At 69.0% G+C, this 20537-nt stretch carries 20 protein-coding genes; 17 read left to right on the top strand and 3 right to left on the bottom strand.

The features are described from left to right. Positions 1 to 11: 11 nt before the first annotated feature. The 14 genes from ACLFRB_RS01695 (at position 12) to ACLFRB_RS01630 (ending at position 13014) form a co-directional block, all read left to right on the top strand. A complete protein-coding gene (locus ACLFRB_RS01695) occupies positions 12 to 137 on the top strand; it encodes a Flp family type IVb pilin (RefSeq protein WP_411067268.1) in 126 nt (41 codons plus the stop codon). Positions 138 to 223: 86 nt separating this feature from the next. Then, positions 224 to 769, top strand: coding sequence for a prepilin peptidase (locus ACLFRB_RS01690; protein WP_411067267.1), 546 nt, complete (start codon positions 224 to 226; stop codon positions 767 to 769). Positions 770 to 794: 25 nt separating this feature from the next. Then, positions 795 to 2177, top strand: coding sequence for an ATP-binding protein (locus ACLFRB_RS01685; protein WP_411067266.1), 1383 nt, complete (start codon positions 795 to 797; stop codon positions 2175 to 2177). Positions 2178 to 2210: 33 nt separating this feature from the next. Then, positions 2211 to 3104: a Flp pilus assembly protein CpaB gene (gene cpaB, locus ACLFRB_RS01680; RefSeq protein ID WP_411067265.1), complete on the top strand. Its 894-nt coding sequence runs from the start codon at positions 2211 to 2213 to the stop codon at positions 3102 to 3104. Between the two features lie 62 nt (positions 3105 to 3166). Then, positions 3167 to 4639, top strand: a complete 1473-nt coding sequence (locus ACLFRB_RS01675; RefSeq protein WP_411067264.1) for a type II and III secretion system protein family protein — start codon at positions 3167 to 3169, stop codon at positions 4637 to 4639. 11 nt (positions 4640 to 4650) lie between these two features. Beyond that, entirely contained in the window at positions 4651 to 4923 is a 273-nt protein-coding gene (locus tag ACLFRB_RS01670; protein ID WP_411067263.1) for a hypothetical protein, read from the top strand. 20 nt (positions 4924 to 4943) lie between these two features. After that, positions 4944 to 6398, top strand: a complete 1455-nt coding sequence (locus ACLFRB_RS01665; protein ID WP_411067262.1) for a TadE/TadG family type IV pilus assembly protein — start codon at positions 4944 to 4946, stop codon at positions 6396 to 6398. Continuing rightward, the gene (locus tag ACLFRB_RS01660) at positions 6391 to 6885 is read left to right on the top strand and encodes a TadE/TadG family type IV pilus assembly protein (protein ID WP_411067261.1); all 495 of its coding nucleotides are present in this window, start codon (positions 6391 to 6393) and stop codon (positions 6883 to 6885) included. The genes ACLFRB_RS01665 and ACLFRB_RS01660 overlap by 8 nt, the downstream gene beginning before the upstream one ends. Next, complete coding sequence (locus ACLFRB_RS01655) at positions 6875 to 7396, top strand: TadE/TadG family type IV pilus assembly protein (RefSeq protein ID WP_411067260.1); 522 nt, start codon at positions 6875 to 6877, stop codon at positions 7394 to 7396. The genes ACLFRB_RS01660 and ACLFRB_RS01655 overlap by 11 nt, the downstream gene beginning before the upstream one ends. A 39-nt stretch (positions 7397 to 7435) precedes the next feature. Beyond that, positions 7436 to 8650 carry a CpaE family protein gene (locus ACLFRB_RS01650; RefSeq protein WP_411067259.1) on the top strand — a complete coding sequence of 405 codons (1215 nt, stop codon included), beginning with the start codon at positions 7436 to 7438 and terminating at the stop codon, positions 8648 to 8650. A gap of 14 nt (positions 8651 to 8664) precedes the next feature. Then, positions 8665 to 10002 (top strand): CpaF family protein, encoded by a 1338-nt coding sequence (locus ACLFRB_RS01645; protein WP_411067258.1) that lies wholly within the window; start codon positions 8665 to 8667, stop codon positions 10000 to 10002. Between the two features lie 8 nt (positions 10003 to 10010). After that, complete coding sequence (locus ACLFRB_RS01640) at positions 10011 to 11000, top strand: type II secretion system F family protein (RefSeq protein WP_411067257.1); 990 nt, start codon at positions 10011 to 10013, stop codon at positions 10998 to 11000. A gap of 16 nt (positions 11001 to 11016) precedes the next feature. Next, positions 11017 to 12000, top strand: coding sequence for a type II secretion system F family protein (locus tag ACLFRB_RS01635; RefSeq protein ID WP_411067256.1), 984 nt, complete (start codon positions 11017 to 11019; stop codon positions 11998 to 12000). Between the two features lie 135 nt (positions 12001 to 12135). After that, on the top strand, positions 12136 to 13014 hold the full coding sequence (locus tag ACLFRB_RS01630) for a tetratricopeptide repeat protein (protein ID WP_411067255.1): 879 nt from the start codon (positions 12136 to 12138) through the stop codon (positions 13012 to 13014). Between the two features lie 79 nt (positions 13015 to 13093). Here the strand turns inward: ACLFRB_RS01630 and ACLFRB_RS01625 are convergent, their stop codons facing one another. Genes ACLFRB_RS01625 through uvrB form a run of 3 tightly spaced genes read right to left on the bottom strand, consistent with a single transcriptional unit; the run spans position 13094 to position 16512 of the window. Further along, entirely contained in the window at positions 13094 to 13954 is an 861-nt protein-coding gene (locus tag ACLFRB_RS01625; protein WP_411067254.1) for a fructosamine kinase family protein, read from the bottom strand. Beyond that, on the bottom strand, positions 13941 to 14450 hold the full coding sequence (locus tag ACLFRB_RS01620) for a low molecular weight protein-tyrosine-phosphatase (RefSeq protein ID WP_411067253.1): 510 nt from the start codon (positions 14448 to 14450) through the stop codon (positions 13941 to 13943). The genes ACLFRB_RS01625 and ACLFRB_RS01620 overlap by 14 nt, the downstream gene beginning before the upstream one ends. 49 nt (positions 14451 to 14499) lie before the next feature. Next, complete coding sequence (uvrB, locus tag ACLFRB_RS01615) at positions 14500 to 16512, bottom strand: excinuclease ABC subunit UvrB (RefSeq protein WP_411067252.1); 2013 nt, start codon at positions 16510 to 16512, stop codon at positions 14500 to 14502. 123 nt (positions 16513 to 16635) lie between these two features. Between uvrB and ACLFRB_RS01610 the strand changes: the two genes are divergently transcribed. From ACLFRB_RS01610 to ACLFRB_RS01600, 3 genes are all read left to right on the top strand, one after another. Next, entirely contained in the window at positions 16636 to 17820 is a 1185-nt protein-coding gene (locus ACLFRB_RS01610) for a pyridoxal phosphate-dependent aminotransferase (protein WP_411067251.1), read from the top strand. Between the two features lie 32 nt (positions 17821 to 17852). Then, a complete protein-coding gene (gene egtD / locus ACLFRB_RS01605) occupies positions 17853 to 18830 on the top strand; it encodes an L-histidine N(alpha)-methyltransferase (protein ID WP_411067250.1) in 978 nt (325 codons plus the stop codon). A 94-nt stretch (positions 18831 to 18924) separates the two neighbouring features. Continuing rightward, on the top strand, positions 18925 to 20373 hold the full coding sequence (locus ACLFRB_RS01600; RefSeq protein WP_411067249.1) for an ATP-binding protein: 1449 nt from the start codon (positions 18925 to 18927) through the stop codon (positions 20371 to 20373). Positions 20374 to 20537: the final 164 nt, after the last annotated feature.

The raw sequence follows: 20537 nt of genomic DNA, 5'->3' as shown, positions 1-20537 counted from the left end.
CGGGCGCCACCATGGTGGAGTACGCCATTATGGTGGCGCTGATCGCCGTTGTTGCGATCGCAACTGTAGTCACATTGGGCGACGAAGTTGAAGCGGCCTTCGATAACATCGCAACAACACTTCAAGATGAAGCTTAAGCCGAGTAAAAGTTGTTAGGAGTTTTCCGGTCGGGAATAACCCGACCGGTTTCCTGGTTACCTGTCTAAATTGGTGAGTGCCCAGGATGCCCGCACCTTTATTTAGTTTAACGTCCCTGCCCGTCCTTGGGGTTCTCACTCCCATCCTTATGGCTGGGGTCTTTTACGATCTGCGCGAGCACCGGATCCCCAACGCCCTGGTGCTCGCCGGGCTGGCGGCCGGACTGGCAGTCAATACCTGGGCGGGCGGTCTCCCGGGGTTTCTGGACGCTTTTGCCGGCGCCCTGGTCCTGCTCCTGCTCGGCTTCCCCCTGTTCGCCCTGGGCTGGCTCGGGGCCGGGGACGTGAAGCTGCTGGCGGCGGTGGGGTCCGTCGTCACCTGGCATCTGGCCCTCGCCGTGCTGGTGGGGGTGGGGCTGGCCGGGGGCGTCCTCGGGGTCCTGGCGCTGGTCTGGCGGGCCGGTGTGCGAGAGTCGTGGCAGCGGCTGGGCCTGTCCCTCGCCGTGCGGCGCCCCGTCCCGGCGTCCCCGGGTGCCGCCGGGGCGGCGCAGCTGCCCTACGCCGTGGCCATCGCCGCGGGGACGCTCGGTGCCCTCTACCTGGCACCGAGCGTCCCCGGGCTGGTCCTGTGACGGTTCCGAAAGGGGGCTCCCGGACATGAGCCTGTTCTCCCCCGCCGCAGAGGCCACTCCGGAGGTCCTGGAACGGTTCCGCCACCGCAAGCTCTCCAGCCCCTCCGGCGGGAGCCGGCCGGAGGCTTCCCCCTGCCCCGCCGCCCCCCGCGCGGCCGCCGACCTGGGGGTGGGCCCGGAGACCCTCCTGCAGCTGGTCCTGAAGCACCTGCACACCGGTGGGGCCCAGCGCCTCGACACGCTGGGGCGCAACCTGGGGGTGCCGGCCTCCCTGCTGCAGGACACCATCGCCTTCCTGCGCCGCGAGCACCTGGTGGAGGTCCACGGCGCCCGCCCGGGGGCCCCGAGCGGGACCGAGACCTACTTCCTCACCCAGCAGGGCCGCGAGCGGGCCCGCTCCCATCTCCTCGACGACGGCTACATAGGGCCGGTTCCTGTGCCCCTGGACCAGTTTCAGCGGCAGATCGAGGCCCAGTCGGTGGCCGGGACGGTGGTGGACCGCGCCTCCATGGCCGAGGCCTTCGCGGGCCTGGTGGTCCCCGAGCGGGTCCTCGAGCAGCTCGGGGCGGCCTTCAACAGCGCCAGCTCCCTGTTCCTCTACGGCCCGGCGGGGACCGGCAAGACCATGCTGGCTACCCAGTTCGCCCGCCTCCTGCAGGGGGAGGTGGCGGTGCCCTACGCCTTTTCCGTGGACGGGCAGATCGTCCGCGTCTTCGATCCCGTCTACCACGTCCCCACGGAGTCCCGGGCCCCCGAGTCCGGGGCTGCCTCCCTGGGCCGGGGCGGCGAGGACCAAGACCGCCGCTGGGTCCGGTGCCGGCGGCCGGTGGTGATCGCCGGGGGGGAGCTGACGGCGGACATGCTGGAGCCCGCCCACCACGCGGCGGGGAACTTCTACGAGGCGCCCCTGCAGGTGAAGGCCGCCGGGGGCCTGCTCATGATCGACGACCTGGGCCGGCAGCAGGTGGACGTGACCACCCTCCTGAACCGGTGGGTGGTGCCGCTGGAGTCGGGGGTCGATTACCTGGCGCTGCGGAGCGGCGCCAAGTTCCCGGTCCCCTTCGACGCCTTCCCCGTCTTCGCCACCAACCTCCGGCCGAAGGATCTGGCCGACAACGCCTTCCTCCGGCGGCTCGGCTACAAGGTCCACCTGGGCCCCCTGGACGAGGACGGCTACCGGGCCATCTTCGCCCAGTACTGCCGGGCCAACGGCCTGGAATACCGGGACCAGGCGGTGACCTACCTGCTGCGGGAGCACTACGAGCCCACGGGAACGCCGTTGATCGCGTGCCACCCGCGGGACCTCGTCAACAAGATCATCGAGTTCGCCCTGTTCGAGGGGGAGGAGCCCGGGCTCACGGAGGAGGCCCTGGCGCGGGCGTGGAATGTCTATTTCGTCCAGGAGTAGGCCGTCCGCGGCCGCTCCCCGGTGGGAGGCACCATGGAGAGACGGGCCCTGATCACCCTGCTGGTCGCCGTTGTCATCGGCGCCATCGCCGTCTGGCTGCTCAACACCCAGCTCCAGCCCCCCGAGCCGGAGGTGGTGGATGCCCCCGCCGTGGAGACTCGTCCCGTGGTGGTGGTCACCGAGGACCTGGCGGCCGGGGAGGATCTGCAGGAGCTTTTGGTGACCACCGTGGACTGGCCGAAGGATGCGGTTCCGGAGGGGGCCTATGCGGATCCCGAGCAGCTGCTCGACGGGGAGGACCCGCCCACCCTGACCAAGGAGGTCCGCAAGGGGGAGCCGGTGCTGGACTACAAGGTGGCTGGGGAGGGCCACCTGCGTGGCCTCGCCGCCAAGATCCCCGAGGGCATGCGGGCCATGACCATCCCCGTCAACGAGGTCCGCGGCGTGGGCGGCTTCGTCCTGCCCGGTGACCGGGTGGATGTGCTGCACACCACCACGGCGGGGCGGATCCGGGAGGACAAGGTCACCCGCATCCTCGAGCAGAACCTGCTGGTGCTGGGCATCGACCAGGAGGCCTCCAAGGAGGAAGAGGAGCCCGTGGTGGTGAACACGGTTACCGTTCAGACAACGCCCGAGCAGGCCCAGCGCATCACCCTGGCGGAGAGCGTTGGTGAGCTGAGCCTGGCCCTGCGCAACGAGGGGGACGGCGACACGCCTCGGACGAACGTGATTGCCACGGGCAATCTGATCACTCCCCCGGCCAATCCGCGGAAGAAAACTACCAAGAAGGCCGAGCGGGACCCCTCCCCTTCAAAGGACCGGAATGTGGAACTCATCCGCGGGCTGGTGGTGGAGGAGAAACGGATCCCCGAGGGGGAAGGCGGCGAGTCGGACGACACCGACCAACAGGCGAGGACGAGCCCATGAGGACGGCGGGGCGGGAAGGCCGGCCAGGCAGTGGCGCCGGCAGGGCGGTCCGGGGCCTGTGGATGGCCATTGTGTTGCTGGGGCTGACGGCCCCCCCGGAGCCGGTGGCGCAATCGGAAAAGGTGGACCTGGAGCTGGGGGACCAGGAGCGGGAGGAGTTCCGGCTGGCGGTGGGGAAATCCCGCATCCTCCGCTCCCCCCGCCCCGTGGAGCAGCTCATCCTCGGCAACGAGGAGGTGGCGGACGTCAAGCTGCTGACCTCGCGCCAGGTGCTCATTCTCGGCAGATCCGCGGGCCTGACCAATCTCGCCCTGCGCAGCGAGCAAGGGGACCTTATCGCCCTGCTCGATGTCCTGGTGGGCCACGACCTGACCGCCATCAAGCGCAAGCTGCACGAGGTGCTGCCCGAGGAAGAGGACCTGCAGGTGCGGGCCTCTAGCGGATCGGTTCTCCTCTCCGGCGAGGTGTCCAGCAAGGAGGCCATGGACACCGCCCTCGCCATCACCCGCAGCTTCGCCGGCGACGAAGTCACCAACCGCCTGCAGGTGGGCGGCGGGCAGCAGGTCATGCTGGAGGTGAATGTCTCCGAGGTGAACCGGGATGCCCTCCGGTCCCTGGGAGTGGACACCACCAACAACCTCGGCGACACGCCGCAGGGCGGCAACAACCTGGGGAGCCCCGCCCCGGGCATGGCCGGTACGCCCGAGGCGGGGGCCTCGGGGACCTCCGGGGACGACTTCGCCTTCGACTTCCTCCAGGAGAGCAACCTGCAGGCCTCCCCCTTCGGCACCCTGGGCATGCTGTTCGAGGGCGTCAACTTCCAGATCAAGGCCCTCGAGGAGAAGGGCCTGGCCAGCACGCTCGCCGAGCCCAACATCATCGCCCTTTCCGGCCAGGAGGCGAGCTTTCTGGTAGGCGGGGAGTTCCCGGTGCCGGCGGCGCAGTCCTCCGCGGGCACCGAGGGCATGAACGCCATCACGGTGGATTTCAAGGAGTTCGGCGTGGGGCTGGAATTCACCCCGGTCGTGCTGTCCCCCGGCAAGATCAACATCAACCTGCAGACCGAGGTCTCCAACATCGACCCCACCGCCAGCTTCCGGACCCCCGGCGGGTTCAACATCCCCGGTCTGGCCACCCGGCGAGCGTCCTCCACCGTGGAGCTGGGCGACGGGGAGAGCTTCGCCCTCGCCGGGCTGATCAAGAACGAGGACCAGAGCACGGTGAGCAAATTCCCCATTCTGGGGGAAATCCCCATCCTCGGGGCGCTGTTCCGCAGCACCGATTTCCAGCAGAACCGGAGCGAGCTGGTGATCGTCGTCACCCCGCACCTGGTCAAGCCCGGCCGGGAAGAGCAAATGGCGATGCCCACCGATGGCGTCCTGCCCCCCAGCCGCTTCGACCAGTACCTCATGGGCCGGGTGGAAGGGCTGGCGCCGGAGGAGCCGGCGGACGGCCGCCGGGAGGCGGAGGGCGCGTCGGCCGGAACCCCGCCCGAGGATGGGGGCATGGAAGGCGCCTACGGCCATCAGCTATGAGGAAACGGACCATGCATAATCCGGCACCGGCAGCGACCCTGGCCATCGCCCTCCTCGTGGCGGGGCCCCCGGCCTTCGGGGAGGAGGCCGGCGGGGACCGGCGGCACGGCGACGCGGTCCGGAGCAACGTGGAGGTCCAGCTCCTGGATCCGGAGGCCCCGCGCCGGGACCCCGCGGCCACCCTCCTCGACGGGCCCAAGGCCGAGCAGGTGCTGGAGGACTACCGAACCGAACAGAGCGAGGCGGACGGGGAGCGCCTCCTCGAGAACATGCAGGGGAACTGAGCCCCGGGGGGACGGGCCCGATGCGGAGTCGCCGAGACGGGGAAGGCGGGGCGATCCTGCCCATGATGGCCGTCCTGATGGTGGTCCTGCTGGGCATCACGGGCCTGGCCCTGGACTTCGGCCGGCTGGCCCTCTGGAACAGCCGGCTGCAGAACGCCGTGGACGGGGCGGCCCTGGCGGCCGCCACCGAGCTGAACGCCCGCCACGGGGCCCTGGAGCGGGCCCGGGTGGCCGCCCGGGAAATGCTGGAGCCCCAGGGGATCCCGCTGGAGGAAGTCCTGCCCGACGAGAATTTCACCTTCTACGCCACCATCGGCTCCAGCCGCGATCCGGCCGACTCCGGCAAGGTGGAGACCACCTCCCACCGGGAGGCGCACTACGTCGAGGTCCGGATCGAGCAGTGGCCCGTGGAGCTTTTCCTCCTGCCGGTCCTGGACATCCTGCCGGGCGTGTCCATGGACGACGAGCTGCAGGTGGACGTCCGGGCGCTCGCCGGACGGCACTATTACATGTGCGAATTTCCCCCTCTGATGTTCTGCAATCCCTTCGAGGCGGAGGGGGAGACCTTCCGGGAGGCGGTGGACCCCCAGCGCCCCGGGGGGCCCCTGCTGGAGCCGGGGGACTCGATGTACCTCAAATACCAACCGGATCACTGGGAGCCGGGCAACTTCGCCTTCCTCCGGCCCACGGACGAATCGGGGGATCCCGAGCACGGAGCCAAGGCGCTGGGGGAATACATCGCCGATCCGAGTCGCCAGGGGTGTACCTACCCGAACCTCCACACCCGTACGGGAACCGTGCAGAGCTGGCCCAACCACGGATGGAATACCCGCTTTGATCTCTACAAGGGGCTGACCCCCAAGGAGTTTCCTCCCGCCCCTGGGGTGATGGGCTACCCCCAGGACCAGAGCTTTCGGGACATTGGCGGCATGGACGACCGCTTCGGCAAGGGGGATTGGCCGGCGGCGGACTACTGGGCGGAGTACCACGCCTACCACGGCCAGCCCAAGCCGGTGGACTGGGACTCCTGGACCCGCAAGGAGGTCAACGAATGGGAGACCGCCCAGGGGTACCCGCCCTGCGACCCGGACGCCGGCGACGGGGTCTCTTGCCCCGCGGACGCCGATCTGCCCCTCCCCGTTCCGGACCACGACACCTACACCGATCCGGCCCCGACCCCCGAGCGCCCGGAGCCCATCCCCGACGGCCTCGCCGACCCCAACCATCTGGACTTCGACTCCGAGCCGGCCTCGGTGCCGGGAAGGCGCACCCTGCTGGTGGCCGCGGTGAACTGCAAGGAGCAGGAGGTCAAGGGGGACATGGACGTGACCGCCGAGGCCTTCGCCAAGTTCTTCGTTCTCCAACGGGCCAGGCAGGGGGCTTCGGACACCGACATCGACTTCCTGGTGGAGTACATGGGCCTGGCGAGCGCCAAGGACGAGGAATACCACGTGGATGTCCAGCTCTATGAATAGGCAACCGGCCTTCGAAGAGGAACGGGGCGCTGCCCTCGTGGAGCTGGCCCTCGTATTCCCCCTGCTCATGCTCCTCCTGGTGGGGGTCGTCGAGCTGGGGCGCGGGCTCTACCAGAGCCACATCCTCACCAAGGCGGTGGAATCGGGGGCCCGTTACCTGAGCCGGGAGCCCGGGGCCCTGGACTGGGAGAGTTGCGATACGGGGGAAACCTGGGGCGACGGGGTCCAGAGGGCCAGCCGTCTGGTGGTCTACGGCGACCCCTTCGGCGGCGAGGACCCGCTGGTGCCGAACCTCGGAACGGATGCCGTCACGGTCAATGCGACTGCCCCCGGAGAATCCGAGGGGGAAGGCCTGGCCGGCTCTCCCTGCGTGGTCCGGGTGCGGGCGGAGGCGGCCTTCGAGCCGGTGGTGGCCCCGGGGCATCTCCCCGGCCTCGCCGACCTCGTCCTCGTGGGGACCGCCGAGGAGCGCTACGTTGGCGAATGAGGCCTTGGGCCCGGGCGAGGGGCCCCGGAACCAAGGGGGTGCGGCCCTGGTGGAGCTGGCCGTGGGGCTGATGCTCTTCCTCGTCGTGGCCCTGGGGGTGCTCGAATTCGGCTACGCCCTGTTCAACTGGTCCCGGGTGGCCGAGGCCAGCCGGGCGGGGGTCCGTACCGCCATCGTCAACGACCCGCCGGCCGACCTGGGCGACCTCCTCGACGATTGCGCGGAAGGGACGGACGGCGAGGTCCAGACCTCTCCCGGGGACCGCACCCTCTCCGCCATGGAGGGGATCTACGCCCCCCTGGAAGCGGATCAGGTGGCCGTGACCTACCGCTGCTCGGGAACCGGCCATGCGGACCGGCCCACCCCGGTTTTGACGGTCGCGGTGGAGGTCCGGGAGGTGGCGCACCGGTTGATGGTTCCTCAGGTCCTGGGTCTGCCGGCGGAGATCACCCTGCCGGCGTTCACGTCCAGCCGGACCTCGGAGGACCTGGAGACCCAGCCCGTCTCCTGAGGGGCGGCTCATGCCGGCGAACGAGAGGTTGCCATTCCAATGATCAGCGGGCTCAAGGTTCTGGCGCTCCTCGCCGATCCAGCCACTGCCCGGGAGGTGCATGAGGCCGCCCAGGGCCTGGAGGGGGTCGACCTGGACCTGCGGATGGTGGGACCGGAAGGGGCCATGAGCCACATCGAGGTGGCGGCCCCCCCTCCCCTCATCCTGCTGGAGATCGACACCCAGGAGGAAGGCGACCTCCAGCAGACCCGGGAGCTGGTGGCCACGGTCGGCGACCGGGCCAATGTCTTCGTTACCTACGCCCAGGGCGACCTGAGGACCTTGCGCACCCTCATGCGGGCGGGGGTCCGGGACGTCCTGCCCCAGCCGGAGCTCCCCGACCAGCTGGCCCGGGAGCTGGAGGCCCTGCTCGCCTCCGAACGGGACAGCCTGCGGGCCGGCCAGGCCCCCCGGGGCAAGGCCATCGCCTTCCTGAACGCCAAGGGCGGGGCCGGGGCCACCACCATCGCCACCAACGTGGCCTACCATCTGGCGGCCGGGGAGCAGGCCAAGGTGGCCATCCTGGACTTGGATCTCCAGTTCGGGGCGGTGGCCATGTCCCTCAACCTGCGCCCGGAGCGCACCATCCAGGACGCCGTGGAGGCCCCGGAGCGGGTGGATCCCCTGTTCCTGAACGCGCTCATGAGCGAGCACGCCAGCGGCCTCCGGGTGCTGGCGGCCCCGGCCTCTCCCCAGGTCAGCGGCGAGATCCCCGGAGAGGCCGCCCGCGCCATCCTGGCGGCCGCCCTGGAGGGCCACGACTACGTGGTCCTGGATGTGCCCCGGGTGCTCAATCCCCTGCTGGTGACCATCCTGGCCACCGCGGATCCGGTGTACCTGGTGGCGCAGCAGAACCTAGCCACCCTGCACGACGCCCGCACCACCCTGGACGGCCTGTCCCACCTGGGGGCGCGGGCGGACCGGGTCCAGCTGCTCCTGAACCGGGTCCGGGGCAAGCGGCTGGGCGACATCCGGGAGGAGGACATTCCCGCCCTCCTCGGGCGGGAGATCGATGCCCGCCTGCATAACGATTTCGAGACGGCCAACCGGGCCCAGACCGAGGGCCGCCCGGTGGCCGAGGTCAAGCGCCAGTCCCCGCTGGCCAGGGATCTCCAGGCGCTCGCCCGCGGCCTCACCCAGTCCTCCGGCGCCGCCCCGGCCTCGGCCGGAAACCGGCGAAGGGGCGGCTCCTTGTGGAACCTCTTGCGGCGATAACGGAGCAGGAAGCCATGGCGGAATATCCGGAGCGCACGGTCGGACCCCAGGGGGAAAGGCCCCGGGGGGGCCCCAACCTCCCCGATTTCCAGGAGATGAAGGGGCAGATCCATCGCCGCCTCCTGGACCGCATGAACCTGGCCGTCATCGAGCATATGGACCCGGGCCAGGTCCGGGAGCAGATCGGCGAGCTGGTCCGGGAGATGCTGGCCGAGGAAGACATCCCCCTGAACGCCGGGGAACGGGACCGCCTGGTGCAGGAGATCCAGGACGAGGTCCTGGGCCTCGGGCCCCTGGAGCCCCTCCTCGCCGACCCCACGGTAAGCGACATCCTGGTGAACACCTCCCAGACCGTCTACGTGGAGCGCGCCGGGCGCCTGGAGGAGGCATCGGCCCGGTTCCAGAACGACGACCACCTCATGCGCATCATCGACAAGATCGTCAGCGGCATCGGCCGGCGGGTCGACGAGTCCTCGCCCATGGTGGACGCGCGCCTGGCGGACGGATCCCGGGTCAACGCGGTGATCCCGCCCATCGCGGTGGACGGGCCCATGCTGTCCATCCGCAAGTTCAGCGAAGATCCGCTGACCATGGAGAACCTGGTGGAGGGGAAGAGCCTGACCGCCGGCATGGCCGACTTCCTCCGCGCCGCCGTGCGCTCCCGGGTCAACGTGCTCATCTCCGGCGGCACGGGAACCGGCAAGACCACCCTGCTGAACGCCATGTCCGGGTCCATCCCGGAGTGGGAACGGGTGGTGACCATCGAGGACTCCGCCGAGCTCCAGCTGCAGCAGCCCCACGTGGTCCGAATGGAGACCCGTCCGCCCAACATCGAGGGCGAGGGCGAGATTACCCAGCGCGACCTGGTGCGCAACGCCCTGCGCATGCGCCCCGACCGCATGGTGCTGGGCGAGGTCCGGGGCGAGGAGGCCCTGGACATGCTGCAGGCCATGAACACGGGGCACGAGGGCTCCCTGACCACCATCCACGCCAACTCCCCGCGCGACTCCATGACCCGCCTGGACCACATGGTGGGCATGACCGGCATCTCCATCCCGCCCAACGTGATCCGGCACCAGATCGCCTCGGCCCTGGACCTGGTGGTGCAGCTGGAACGTCTCATGGACGGCCGTCGGCTTGTGTCCAGCATCCAGGAGATCACCGGCATGGAGGAGGAGGTGATCAGCATGCAGGAGATCTTCCGCTTCCGGCAGCAGACGGTCTCCCAGGAAGGGCGCGTGCAGGGGGTCTTCCAGGCCTCGGGCATCCGCCCCCAGATCCTCGGCCGGTTCCGGGAGCAGGGGATCCAGCTCGACGACACTCTGTTCGATCCCGACCGGACCTACGAATAGGACGCCCAATGGATCCGAATCTCGGTCTCTATGCGAGCTCGGCCCTGGTATTCGTGGCTGTCGTCCTCCTGGTGGAAGGGCTGTACCTGCTCCTGCGGAGTCTCCGGGGCGACGGGCGGACCCGTTTCCTGGACCGGGTTCGCACCCTTTCCGCCGGGGGCGAGCACGGCACCTCGACCCCCGATCTCATCAAGAGCGACCGCTTCAGCGATCTGCCCTGGCTGAACCGGCTGCTCGCCTACATTCCGCGCATTCAGGTCCTGGACCGGATGCTGGTCCAGAGCGGAGTGAACCTGTCGGTCCCCCGCTTCCTGGCCCTGGGCCTGGGCATGGCCGGGGGGCTGTTCCTGGCCCTGGCGGCGGTGGCGGGCTGGAACCTCCTGCCCGCCGTGGTGGTGGGCGCGGCTGCGGGGATCGGGGTGCCCCTGCTATGGCTGCGCCGCCGGGTGGCCCAGAACCAGGCCCGCTTCGCGGAGATCCTGCCCGACGCCCTGGATTTTCTGGCCCGCAGCCTGCGGGCGGGAAACCCGTTTCCCGCCTCCCTCCATGCCGCCGCGGGGGAGCTCCCCGAACCGGTGGCCAGCCAGTTCCGCCTCACCTTCGAGGAGGTCAATTTCGGGCTCGACCTGGAGTCGGCCCTGTACAACCTGGCCTCCCGGGTGGGCCTCCCCGAGGTCCATTACTTCGCCACCGCCGTCAACCTGCAGCGCGCCACCGGCGGCAACCTGGCCGACCTGCTCACCCGCCTCGCCGAGATCATCCGGGCCCGGCAGCGCACGTATCGGGAGGTCCAGATCAACGCCGCGGAGATGAAGATGTCGGCCCACGTGCTCATCGCCCTGCCCTTCGTCGTGGCCGGCGCCATCAGTGTGATGAACCCGGAGTACCTGGCCCCCCTGGTCACCGAGCCCTTCGGCCGGATGATCCTCGGAGCGCAGCTGGTCCTCTTCCTGGTGGGCTATTTCGTCATCCGACGGATGGTCAATTTCCACATCTGACCGGGCGGAACAGGAAATGGAAGAACTATTCATCCAAATAACGCGAGAGCAGGCCTGGACCATCGCCTCCGGCCTGTTCTTCCTCGCGGTGGTGCTCGCGATCCAGGGGGTGGGGGCGCTGCTTCTCAATCGGCAGGCGCCGATCCGCAAGCGCCTGGACAGCTTCCTGCGTCCCCGCGGTCGGCAGGCGGCCGGGGAGGAGGCCGGACCGGATCGCAATTGGCTCGTGCGCATCTCCAACCGGCTGTCGCAGGTCACCGTACCGGACGAGGACTGGCAGAAATCCCGGATCCGGCAGAAGCTCGTACACGCCGGGATCCGCGCCCCCCATTCCCTGGAGGTGTTCATGGGCCTGAAGGCCCTTCTGGCCCTGGGCCTCCTGGTGCTCGCCCTGCTGGTCGGGGCCCTGGTGTACGGCAAGTCCCTGTTCGTCGGGAGCCCCCTAGCCCTGGCGGGCGCGCTGAGCCTGGGCATTGCGGGGTATTACCTCCCCGACTGGGCGCTGGAACGCCGTCACAGGAGGCGCCTTACCGCCCTCCGCGACGGCTTCGCCGACGCCATGGACATGATGGTGGTCTGCGTGGAGGCGGGGCTGGGATTCGACGCCACCCTGCAGCGGGTTAGCCGGGAGCTGAAGCTCAGCCACCCGGAGATCTCGGAGGAGCTGGCCATCGTGGGGTGGGAGCTGCGCGCGGGAAAGAGCCGGGAGGAAGCCCTGAAGGACCTGGCCGAGCGGGTGGAGATCGAGGAGGTGCGCGCGCTGGTCAGCGTCCTGATCCAGGCCGAGCGCTTCGGGACGGGGATCGGCAAGGCCTTGCGGGAGCAGGCCCAGGAGATGCGCACCCTGCGCATCCAGATCGCCGAGGAAAAGGCCGCCAAGCTGCCCGTAAAGCTGATCTTCCCCGTCATCCTGTTCATCTTTCCGGCCTTGTTCCTGGTGATCCTCGGTCCGGCCGTCATCCAGATCAAGCGGGGCCTGGGGCCCGTCCTTGGCGGGTAGGCCCCCGCCGGGACGGTCCCCGCTCCTCCACAGCGCGAGGTCGCCATGCCAATTCCCTTCCGCAAACCTTGCCTCTTTGCCTTCGGGCTCCTCCTCCTCGCGGGCTGCGCCACCCAAGACGAACGGGGCCCGGAGGTGCAGTCGGTTCAGCGGGGCGATGTGGCGCAGCGCGACCCCGATCCCGAGGAACTGGAACTGGACCCGGAGGAGCACCTGGAGCGGGGCCGAGAGGCCCTGGAAGACGAGGAATGGCGGGAGGCGGAGCGCCACTTCCGGGAGGTGGTCAAGGACCGTTCCGAGGACACCGGCGCCCTGCTGGGTCTCGGCAAAGCCTTCGCCCGGCAGGAGAAGCACGCCAGGGCCGAGGAGGTCTTCGCGCGTCTGGCGCAGCTGGAGCCCGACCACGGGGAGGCCCTGGAAGGGCTGGGCCTCGCCCGGCTGCGGCTGCGCAAGCTGGCCCCCGCACGGGAGATCCTGGAAGGGCTGGTGGAGCGCGAGCCGGCACGTTGGCGGGCCTGGAACGGGCTGGGATTCATTCACGACCTGCACGGGGAGTACACCCGGGCCGAGCGGGATTACCGGCGGGCCCTGGAGGTGGCCCCCGAAAACGCCCGCGTCCTGAGCAACCTCGGGTTCTCCAAGGCCATGGCCGGAAACCTGGAGGCCGCGGAGCGGATCCTCCGCAGGGGCCTGGAGCGCGGATCCGACTACCCTCCCCTGCGCAACAACCTGGGAGTCGTCCTGGCGCGGCAGGGCCGGTACCGGGAGGCATTCCGGATCCTGAAGCGGGGCATGGAGCGGCACGAGGCCAGCAACAACGTGGGCTACGTGGCCATGCTCCAGGGGGATCACGAGGCCGCGGAACGGTTCTTGCGCCGGGCGCTGGAGGCCAGCCCCACCTACTACCGGCGGGCGGAACGCAACCTCGAGGAGCTGGAGGCACGAAGGAAAAACGCAAAGCCGGAAGGGGAAAGCGGGACCGAAGGGCGGCTGCGGATCTCCGGAGCCGACTGAACCGGCCTTGCCGAATCCCCCTCATTCCGCGTGGGCGGCCGGGGGCGCAGCAGGGCGCCCCCTTGCCGCCTTCTGAGCCCTAGTACCCGAACCGCTTCAGGGTGCTCTCCACCGAAGAGCGGTAGGGGCCGCCGAACAGGCGGACGTGGACCAGGAGCGGATAGAGGTTGTACAGCGGCCGGCGCACCTCGAAGAACTCCGGCTCGATGCGGCGCTGCTCCCCGTAACGGGCGTAGAAGCGGTCGCCGAAGGTGCGGAACATGGTGGTGAAGGCGAGCTCCACCTCCGGGTGGCCCCAGTACAGGGCCGGGTCGATGAAGCCGGTGATCCGGTCACCGACCGCCAGGATGTTGTTGTCCCAGGCATCCCCGTGCAGCAAGGCCGGATGCTCGGGCTCGGGGAACCAGTCCGCGGCATCGGCGGCGAAGCGCTCGATGCGACCGTACAGGGCATCGTCCAACCGCCCGGCGGTTCGGGCCTGACCGGCCATCTCCAGGAGGCGGGCCTCGGCGAAGAAGTCCGCCCACTTGTCGTAGCGGGGGTTGGGCTGCGGCAGTCCGCCGATGACCGTATCGTACTCGAAACCGAAATGAGGGGCAGGCTCGCCGTGCAGGGCGGCAAACAGGTCCGCGGCGTGCTCCTCGGCGGCAGGGCCGAAGTGGTGGTCGCCGTCGATGCGCGGCATCACCAGCAGGCCGGGCTCGAAATGCAATGGATCGGGTGCCGGCAAGGGGCTGCGCTGCGCCAGGTGGCGCAGCATTCGCCCCTCCGTCTCCAGCAGGTCCGTGGCCGGGGTCTCCACCTTGACCACGTACTCCCGCCCGCCGGCGCGGGCGCCGTACACCTCGCCGACGCAGCCGCCGCTCAGGGGGGCGGCCCCCTCGAGGGGTGCACCGATGATCTCCTCGGTCCGTTCGCGAAGGGCTTCAGGCAGAGGCATGGGCGATCCACTCCCCCGTTTGCACCGCTTCCACCAGGCCGTCGGCGGCCTCCTCCACCAGGTCCAGGACCCGGTCGAAGGCCTCCTCCGACTCGGCGTAGGGGTCCGGCACCTCCTGCTCCGGGGAGGCGGCGAAGTCCAGCAGGTACCGCACCTTGGTCCGGTCCGCCGGGCTGGGCGCCAGGGCCACCAGGTCGGCGTAGTTCTCGCTGTCCGCAGCCAGGATCAAATGGAAGCGCCGGAAGTCATCGGGCTCCACCTGGCGGGCCCGCAGCCCCGTGAGGTCGTAGCCGCGCCCGGCCGCCGCCTCCCGGGCGCGCGGATCGGGCATCTTACCGATGTGGTAGTCGCCGGTGCCGGCGCTGTCCACCCGTACGCGGCCGTCCAGGCCGGCCTCCTCCAGCTTGCGCTGCAGGACGCCGTGGGCGGTGGGCGACCGGCAGATGTTGCCCAGACAGACCACGAGGATGCGGATCTCGCCGTCGTGCTCGTTCATTCCCTATCCCGATTGGTGCTGGCAATTGCGGCGGCCCGGAGGCCTTGGGCTATTCCACGCCCAGGGCTTTGGACTCCAGCTCCTGCACCCGGTCGCGCAGCCGGGCCGCCTCCTCGAACTCCATGTTGCGCGCCTTCTCGAACATCTCCTCGCGCAGGCGCTTGATCTCCTTGTCGGCCTCCTCGGGGCTCAGGGCCTCGTAGCCCCCCTGCCCCTCCGCCACCTTCCTGGGCGCCGGGCCGGTGTAGCCGCCCTTCTCGGGGACCCCCTCCAGGATGTCCTGGACCTCCTTCTGGATGGTCTCCGGGGTGATGCCGTGGGCCTCGTTGTAGGCCTGCTGCTTCTCCCGGCGGCGCTCGGTCTCGTCGATGGAGCGGCGCATGGAGCCGGTCATGGTGTCCGCGTAGAGGATGGCGGTGCCGTTGACGTTGCGCGCGGCCCGCCCGATGGTCTGGATGAGGCTGCGGTCCGAGCGCAGGAAGCCTTCCTTGTCGGCGTCGAGGATGGCCACCAGCGACACCTCGGGCAGGTCCAGCCCCTCGCGGAGCAGGTTGATGCCCACCAGGACGTCGAACTTGCCCAGGCGCAGGTCGCGGATAATCTCCGAGCGCTCCACCGTGTCCACATCCGAGTGCATGTAGCGGACCCGGATGTTCATCTCCTCCAGGTAGCTGGTGAGGTCCTCGGCCATGCGCTTGGTGAGCGTGGTCACCAGCACCCGCTCGCCGGCGTCGATGCGCTCGTTGGCCTCCGAGAGCAGGTCCTCCACCTGGCTGGTGGCGGGGCGCACCTCCACGCGGGGATCCACCAGGCCCGTGGGCCGGACGATCTGCTCCACCACCTGGCCGGCGTGCTCCTGCTCGTAGGGCCCGGGCGTAGCAGAGACGAACACGGTCTGCGGCATGAGCCGCTCGAACTCCTCGAAGCGCAGCGGTCGGTTGTCCAGTGCCGAGGGCAGCCGGAAGCCGTATTCCACCAGGGTCTTCTTGCGGCTGCGGTCGCCGTTGTACATGCCGCCGATCTGCGGGATGGTCACGTGCGACTCGTCGATGATCATGATGCCGTTGTTGGGCAGGTAGTCCAGCAGGGTCGGCGGCGGCTCGCCAGGATTGCGCCCGGACAGGTAGCGCGAGTAATTCTCGATGCCCGAGCAGTAGCCCAGCTCCTGCATCATCTCGATGTCGAACTTGGTGCGCTGCTCCAGGCGCTGGGCCTCCACCTCCCGGTTGTCGGCGCGCAGCTCCGCCAGGCGCTCCTTGAGCTCCGCCTTGATCTGCTCGATGGCCTCCAGCAGCGTGGCCCGCGGCGTGACGTAGTGGGTCTTGGGATAGACGGTGACCCGCGGCAGCCGGGCGGTCACCTCCCCCGTCAGCGGGTCGAAGGTAGACAGGCCGTCCACCTCGTCGTCGAACATCTCGATGCGGATGGCCTCGGACTCGTTCTCGGCCGGGAACACCTCGATGGTGTCGCCGCGCACCCGGAAGGTGCCCCGCCGCAGGTCCATCTCGTTGCGCTGGTACTGGATGTCGGTGAGCTTGGCCAGGATCTCCTTCTGGTCCACGCGGTCGCCCTGGCGCAGGTGCAGGATCATGCCGTGGTAGGCCGAGGGGTCGCCGAGGCCGTAGATGGCCGACACCGAGGCGACGATGATGGCGTCCTCACGCTCCAGCAGCGACTTGGTGGCCGACAGCCGCATCTGCTCGATGTGGTCGTTGATGGAGGCGTCCTTCTCGATGAAGGTGTCGCTGCTGGGGACGTAGGCCTCCGGCTGGTAGTAGTCGTAGTAGGAGACGAAGTACTCCACGGCGTTGTCCGGGAAGAAGCCGCGGAACTCCGCGTAGAGCTGGGCCGCCAGCGTCTTGTTGGGCGCCATGATGACCGCCGGCCTGCCCAGCTCCTGGATGACCTGGGCCATGGTGTAGGTCTTGCCGGAGCCGGTGACCCCCAGCAGGGTCTGGTAGGCCTCGCCATTGGCGAAGCCATCCACCAGCTGGCGGATGGCCTGCGGCTGATCGCCGCTGGGCTCGTAGCTGCTGTCCAGCCTGAAGGGTCTGCTTTCCATGGGACCATTCTACCAAGTGATGACGGCGCCCCGGGGGCGACGGAAGCCCCCAAATGGCGGCGAGCGCGCAGTTATGCTAGTTTTCTCGTCTTTACCATGGCCTTCGACGGGAGCAAGGTACCCTTGGCACTCCGCCTCTCCGACCGTGTCCAGCGCATCCAGCCGTCCCCGACCCTGGCGGTCACCGCCCGCGCCGCGGAGCTGCGCGACCAGGGCCGCGACGTGATCGGCCTCGGGGCCGGCGAACCGGATTTCGTCACCCCCGAGCCGATCCGCGCCGCGGCTAAGGCGGCCATTGACGGCGGGCAGACGAAGTACACCCCGGTGGACGGCATGGCCTCTTTGAAACGGGCCATCGCCGCGAAGTTCCGCAACGAAAACGGGCTGGAGTACGGCAGCGACGAGGTGATCGTCTCCAGCGGGGGCAAGCAGGTGGTGTACAACCTGGCCCAGGCCCTCCTCCAGGAGGGCGACGAGGCGGTCATCCCGGCCCCCTACTGGGTCTCCTATCCGGATATCGTCAAGCTTACCGGGGCCGAGCCCGTCACCATCGAAACCGATGACACCGCCGGGTTCAAGATCAGCGCCTACCAGCTCGACAGCGTCCTGAACGAGCGGTCCCGGCTGCTGATCCTCAACAGTCCCTCCAACCCCACCGGCGCCGTGTACTCGGAGGCGGAGCTGGAGGCCTTGGCGGAGGTCCTGCGCAAGCACCCGCAGGTGGTGGTCCTCACCGACGACATCTACGAAAAGATCCTTCTGGGCCCCACGCCCTTCCGCAATATCCTCAACGTGGCCCCGGACCTCAAGGACCGCACCGTGGTCCTCAACGGCGTCTCCAAGGCCTTCGCCATGACCGGCTGGCGCATCGGCTACGCCGCCGGGCCGCGGGATCTCGTCGCGGCCATGAAGAAGCTGCAGTCCCAGAGCACCTCCAATCCCGCTTCCATCAGCCAGCACGCAGCCCTGGCGGCCCTGGAGAGCGATCCGGAACTGATCGAGCCCATGGTCGAGGCCTTCCGGGAACGGCACAACTACGTCTCCGAGGCCCTCAACGCCCTCCCCTACGTCTCCTGCCGGCGGGCCGAGGGGGCCTTCTACCTGTTCCCCTCCTTCCACAGCGCCATCGAGGCCCTGGGCCTGGAGGACGACGTGGCCCTGGCCACCCACCTCCTGGACCGGGCCGGGGTTGCGCTGGTACCCGGGAGCGCCTTCGGGGCGCCCGGCTACATGCGCCTGTCCTTCGCCACGGATCTGGACTCGCTCAAGGCGGCCATGGACCGGATCGGTACGGTGCTGGCAGGCTGAAAAGGTCCCCTTCCCAGGTCAAGGGCAGTGCCATGACGAATTCCCCCGGGGACCGGCCGTCCCCCCTCGAGGCCGCTCGTCCGGACGGGGAGGAGCTCCTCGCCGACCTCCTCCAGGGCACGCGCGAGGCCCCCTACTCCCTCTCCCCCAAGTATCTGTACGACCAGCGGGGCTCCGAGCTCTTCGACCGGATCTGCGAGCTCGACGCCTATTACCCCACGCGCACGGAGCTGGCCATCCTGGCGGCCCGGGGCCGAGAGATCAGCGCGGCCGTAGGACCCCGGGCGCTGGTGGTGGAGCTGGGCAGCGGCAGCAGCAACAAGACCCAGGCCCTGCTCGACCATCTGGAGGAGCCGGCCGCATACGTGCCCGTGGACATCTCCCGGGAGCACCTGGAGGCCGCCGCGGCCCGCGTGGACGCCGCGTATCCGGGGCTGGAAGTCCTCCCCGTGGCCGCCGACTACACCCGGCCCTACTCCCTTCCGACCCCGCGCACGGAAGCCGCCCGGACCCTGCTCTACTTCCCCGGCTCCACCCTGGGCAACTTCGACCTGCCCGAGGCGGAGGCCTTCCTCGCTCGCCAGGCCGCGCTGGCGGGTTCGGGCGGAGCCATGGTGGTCGGGCTGGACCTCCAGAAGGACGTGGACGTCCTGCTCCGAGCCTACGACGATCCGGAAGGGGTGACCGCGGCCTTCAACAGCAACCTCCTCCACCGCCTCCGGGACGAGCTCGGGGCGGACCTGGACCTGGACGGGTTCCGTCACCGGGCCCGCTACAACGAGGATCTCGGTTGCGTGGAGATGCATCTGGAAAGCCTCAAGGACCAGGAGATCCGGGTGGCCGGGCGTGCCATCCCCTTCCGCACCGGCCAGACCATCCGTACCGAACGGTCTTACAAGTACACCCTGGCGGGCTTCCGGGACCTGGCGGAGCGGGCCGGCTTCCGGGTGGCCCGGGTGTGGACCGATCCGGACGGGTACTTCAGTGTGCAGTTTCTTGAGGCAGTCTAGGCCCGGGGGTGGAGGTTTGCGGGTCGACCCAGTAAGCTGGGCCCGCCAAGCCGCAATCGGCGCGGCGCTAAGGGGGTGAGGTCAGGTCCGGCCGATGGCGATCAAGCATCCAAAATCCCTGCCCATGCTCATCCTGTATGGGTTCGGGGTGGTTTCTTTGCCCCTGATCGGGGCGCTGACCTACGGTGCCATCCATGTGGAGCGCCTGGCCGAGCAGAGCCAGGATGCCGTCCACCAGGCCGTGCGCGCCATTCAGCACAGCGACGAGGTTATCGAGCAGGTCACCTCCATGGAGCGAACCGGCCGCCAGTTTCTGGTCCTGCAGGACGAACCCCTGTTCGATGCCTATCGGGAAACCCATGAGGAGTTCCAGGACAACGTTGCCCGGCTCAAAGACCTCCCCCTGACCAGCAAGCAGTACAAGCTCGCCAGCGAGCTGCTCCTGGCAGAATCGGCCCTGTTCGAGCACGTTTCGCAAGCGGAGCCCACTGACCGCAACCAGAAGGAGGTGGCCGACGCTTTCATCGGCCTCACCCGCAAGGCGGAGATTCTGCTGTCGAGGAGCAACGAGCTCATTGACCGGGAGGTGGACGTCCTGCGCAAGGACGCGAGCCAGGCCCAGGAGGTGCTGTTCTGGCTGGCCGCCTCCCTGATTCCGCTGTCCCTGGCCTCGGCCGCCCTGTTCACCGTGCTGATCTCCCGCCCCATCCGGGAGGTGGACCGCTCCATCCGCCAGCTCGGAGACGGGGACTTCAACAAGGGCATCGACGTGGGCGGGCCCCAGGATCTGAAGCACATCGGCGAGCAGTTGGACTGGCTTCGGGAACGGCTGCGCGAGCTGGAACAGGAGAAGACCCGCTTCCTGCGTCACGTCTCCCACGAGCTCAAGACCCCTCTCACCGCCATCCGGGAAGGTACAGAGCTCATGGACGAGGGGACGGTGGGCGGACTGAACGACGAGCAGCTGGAGATCATGCGGATCATCCGGAACAGCAGCGGGCAGCTCCAGCGTCTCATCGAGGACCTGCTGAAATTCAGCAACGTGCAGATCGGTCCACCCGCGCTCAACCTCACCAAGGTCGACCTGGGGGAGCTCATTGAGGAGGTGGTGGAAACCCACAAGCCTGCCACCATGGCCAAGCATCTGGAGCTGGACATCCACCTCGAGGAGAGCATCCAGTTGACGGCGGACCGCGAGAAGCTCCGCACCATCGTGGACAACCTGGTTTCCAACGCGGTCAAGTACTCTCCCGAGGGGGGGCGGCTGGGCATCGCCGCCACCCGTTCCCCGGACTCGGTCACGCTGGATGTGGTGGACAGCGGGCCCGGCATCAGTGCCCAGGACTCCCAGCGGGTCTTCGAGGCCTTCTTCCAGGGCGGTGTCCAGGCGCAGGGCTACATCAAGGGATCCGGCCTGGGCCTGTCCATCACCCGGGAATACGTCAACGCCCACCATGGCAGCATCCAGGTGGTGGACGCCGAGCAGCCGGGCGGACACCTCCGCGTCACCCTGCCGCTAAACAGCAAGAAGGAGGCCGCGTGACGGCCTGGCGCCCGGCATCCGCGGCCCTGCTGATGACCCTTCTGGCCGGATGCGGTACGCTGGACCGGTCTGTCCCGTCGGGCTCGGCGGATGACTTGGCCGCCTTCTATCGGTACGCTTCGACCCTCGACAGCAAGACGCTGGCGGCTGAGTATCGGAACTTC

It is taken from the genome of Thiohalorhabdus sp. (assembly GCF_046545655.1).
Classification (GTDB): domain Bacteria; phylum Pseudomonadota; class Gammaproteobacteria; order Thiohalorhabdales; family Thiohalorhabdaceae; genus Thiohalorhabdus.
This window is presented reverse-complemented; position numbering and strand designations above follow the sequence as displayed.

Coding starts and splice junctions, on each gene's coding strand:
- ACLFRB_RS01685 (WP_411067266.1), top strand. CDS start 795: ATGAGCCTGTTCTCCCCCGCCGCAGAGGCCACTCCGGAGGTCCTGGAA.
- ACLFRB_RS01675 (WP_411067264.1), top strand. CDS start 3,167: ATGGCCATTGTGTTGCTGGGGCTGACGGCCCCCCCGGAGCCGGTGGCG.
- ACLFRB_RS01620 (WP_411067253.1), bottom strand. CDS start 14,450: ATGAACGAGCACGACGGCGAGATCCGCATCCTCGTGGTCTGTCTGGGC.
- ACLFRB_RS01695 (WP_411067268.1), top strand. CDS start 12: ATGGTGGAGTACGCCATTATGGTGGCGCTGATCGCCGTTGTTGCGATC.
- ACLFRB_RS01645 (WP_411067258.1), top strand. CDS start 8,665: ATGGCGGAATATCCGGAGCGCACGGTCGGACCCCAGGGGGAAAGGCCC.
- ACLFRB_RS01665 (WP_411067262.1), top strand. CDS start 4,944: ATGCGGAGTCGCCGAGACGGGGAAGGCGGGGCGATCCTGCCCATGATG.
- ACLFRB_RS01600 (WP_411067249.1), top strand. CDS start 18,925: ATGGCGATCAAGCATCCAAAATCCCTGCCCATGCTCATCCTGTATGGG.
- cpaB (WP_411067265.1), top strand. CDS start 2,211: ATGGAGAGACGGGCCCTGATCACCCTGCTGGTCGCCGTTGTCATCGGC.
- ACLFRB_RS01635 (WP_411067256.1), top strand. CDS start 11,017: ATGGAAGAACTATTCATCCAAATAACGCGAGAGCAGGCCTGGACCATC.
- ACLFRB_RS01660 (WP_411067261.1), top strand. CDS start 6,391: ATGAATAGGCAACCGGCCTTCGAAGAGGAACGGGGCGCTGCCCTCGTG.
- uvrB (WP_411067252.1), bottom strand. CDS start 16,512: ATGGAAAGCAGACCCTTCAGGCTGGACAGCAGCTACGAGCCCAGCGGC.
- ACLFRB_RS01650 (WP_411067259.1), top strand. CDS start 7,436: ATGATCAGCGGGCTCAAGGTTCTGGCGCTCCTCGCCGATCCAGCCACT.
- ACLFRB_RS01690 (WP_411067267.1), top strand. CDS start 224: ATGCCCGCACCTTTATTTAGTTTAACGTCCCTGCCCGTCCTTGGGGTT.
- ACLFRB_RS01640 (WP_411067257.1), top strand. CDS start 10,011: ATGGATCCGAATCTCGGTCTCTATGCGAGCTCGGCCCTGGTATTCGTG.
- egtD (WP_411067250.1), top strand. CDS start 17,853: ATGACGAATTCCCCCGGGGACCGGCCGTCCCCCCTCGAGGCCGCTCGT.
- ACLFRB_RS01625 (WP_411067254.1), bottom strand. CDS start 13,954: ATGCCTCTGCCTGAAGCCCTTCGCGAACGGACCGAGGAGATCATCGGT.
- ACLFRB_RS01670 (WP_411067263.1), top strand. CDS start 4,651: ATGCATAATCCGGCACCGGCAGCGACCCTGGCCATCGCCCTCCTCGTG.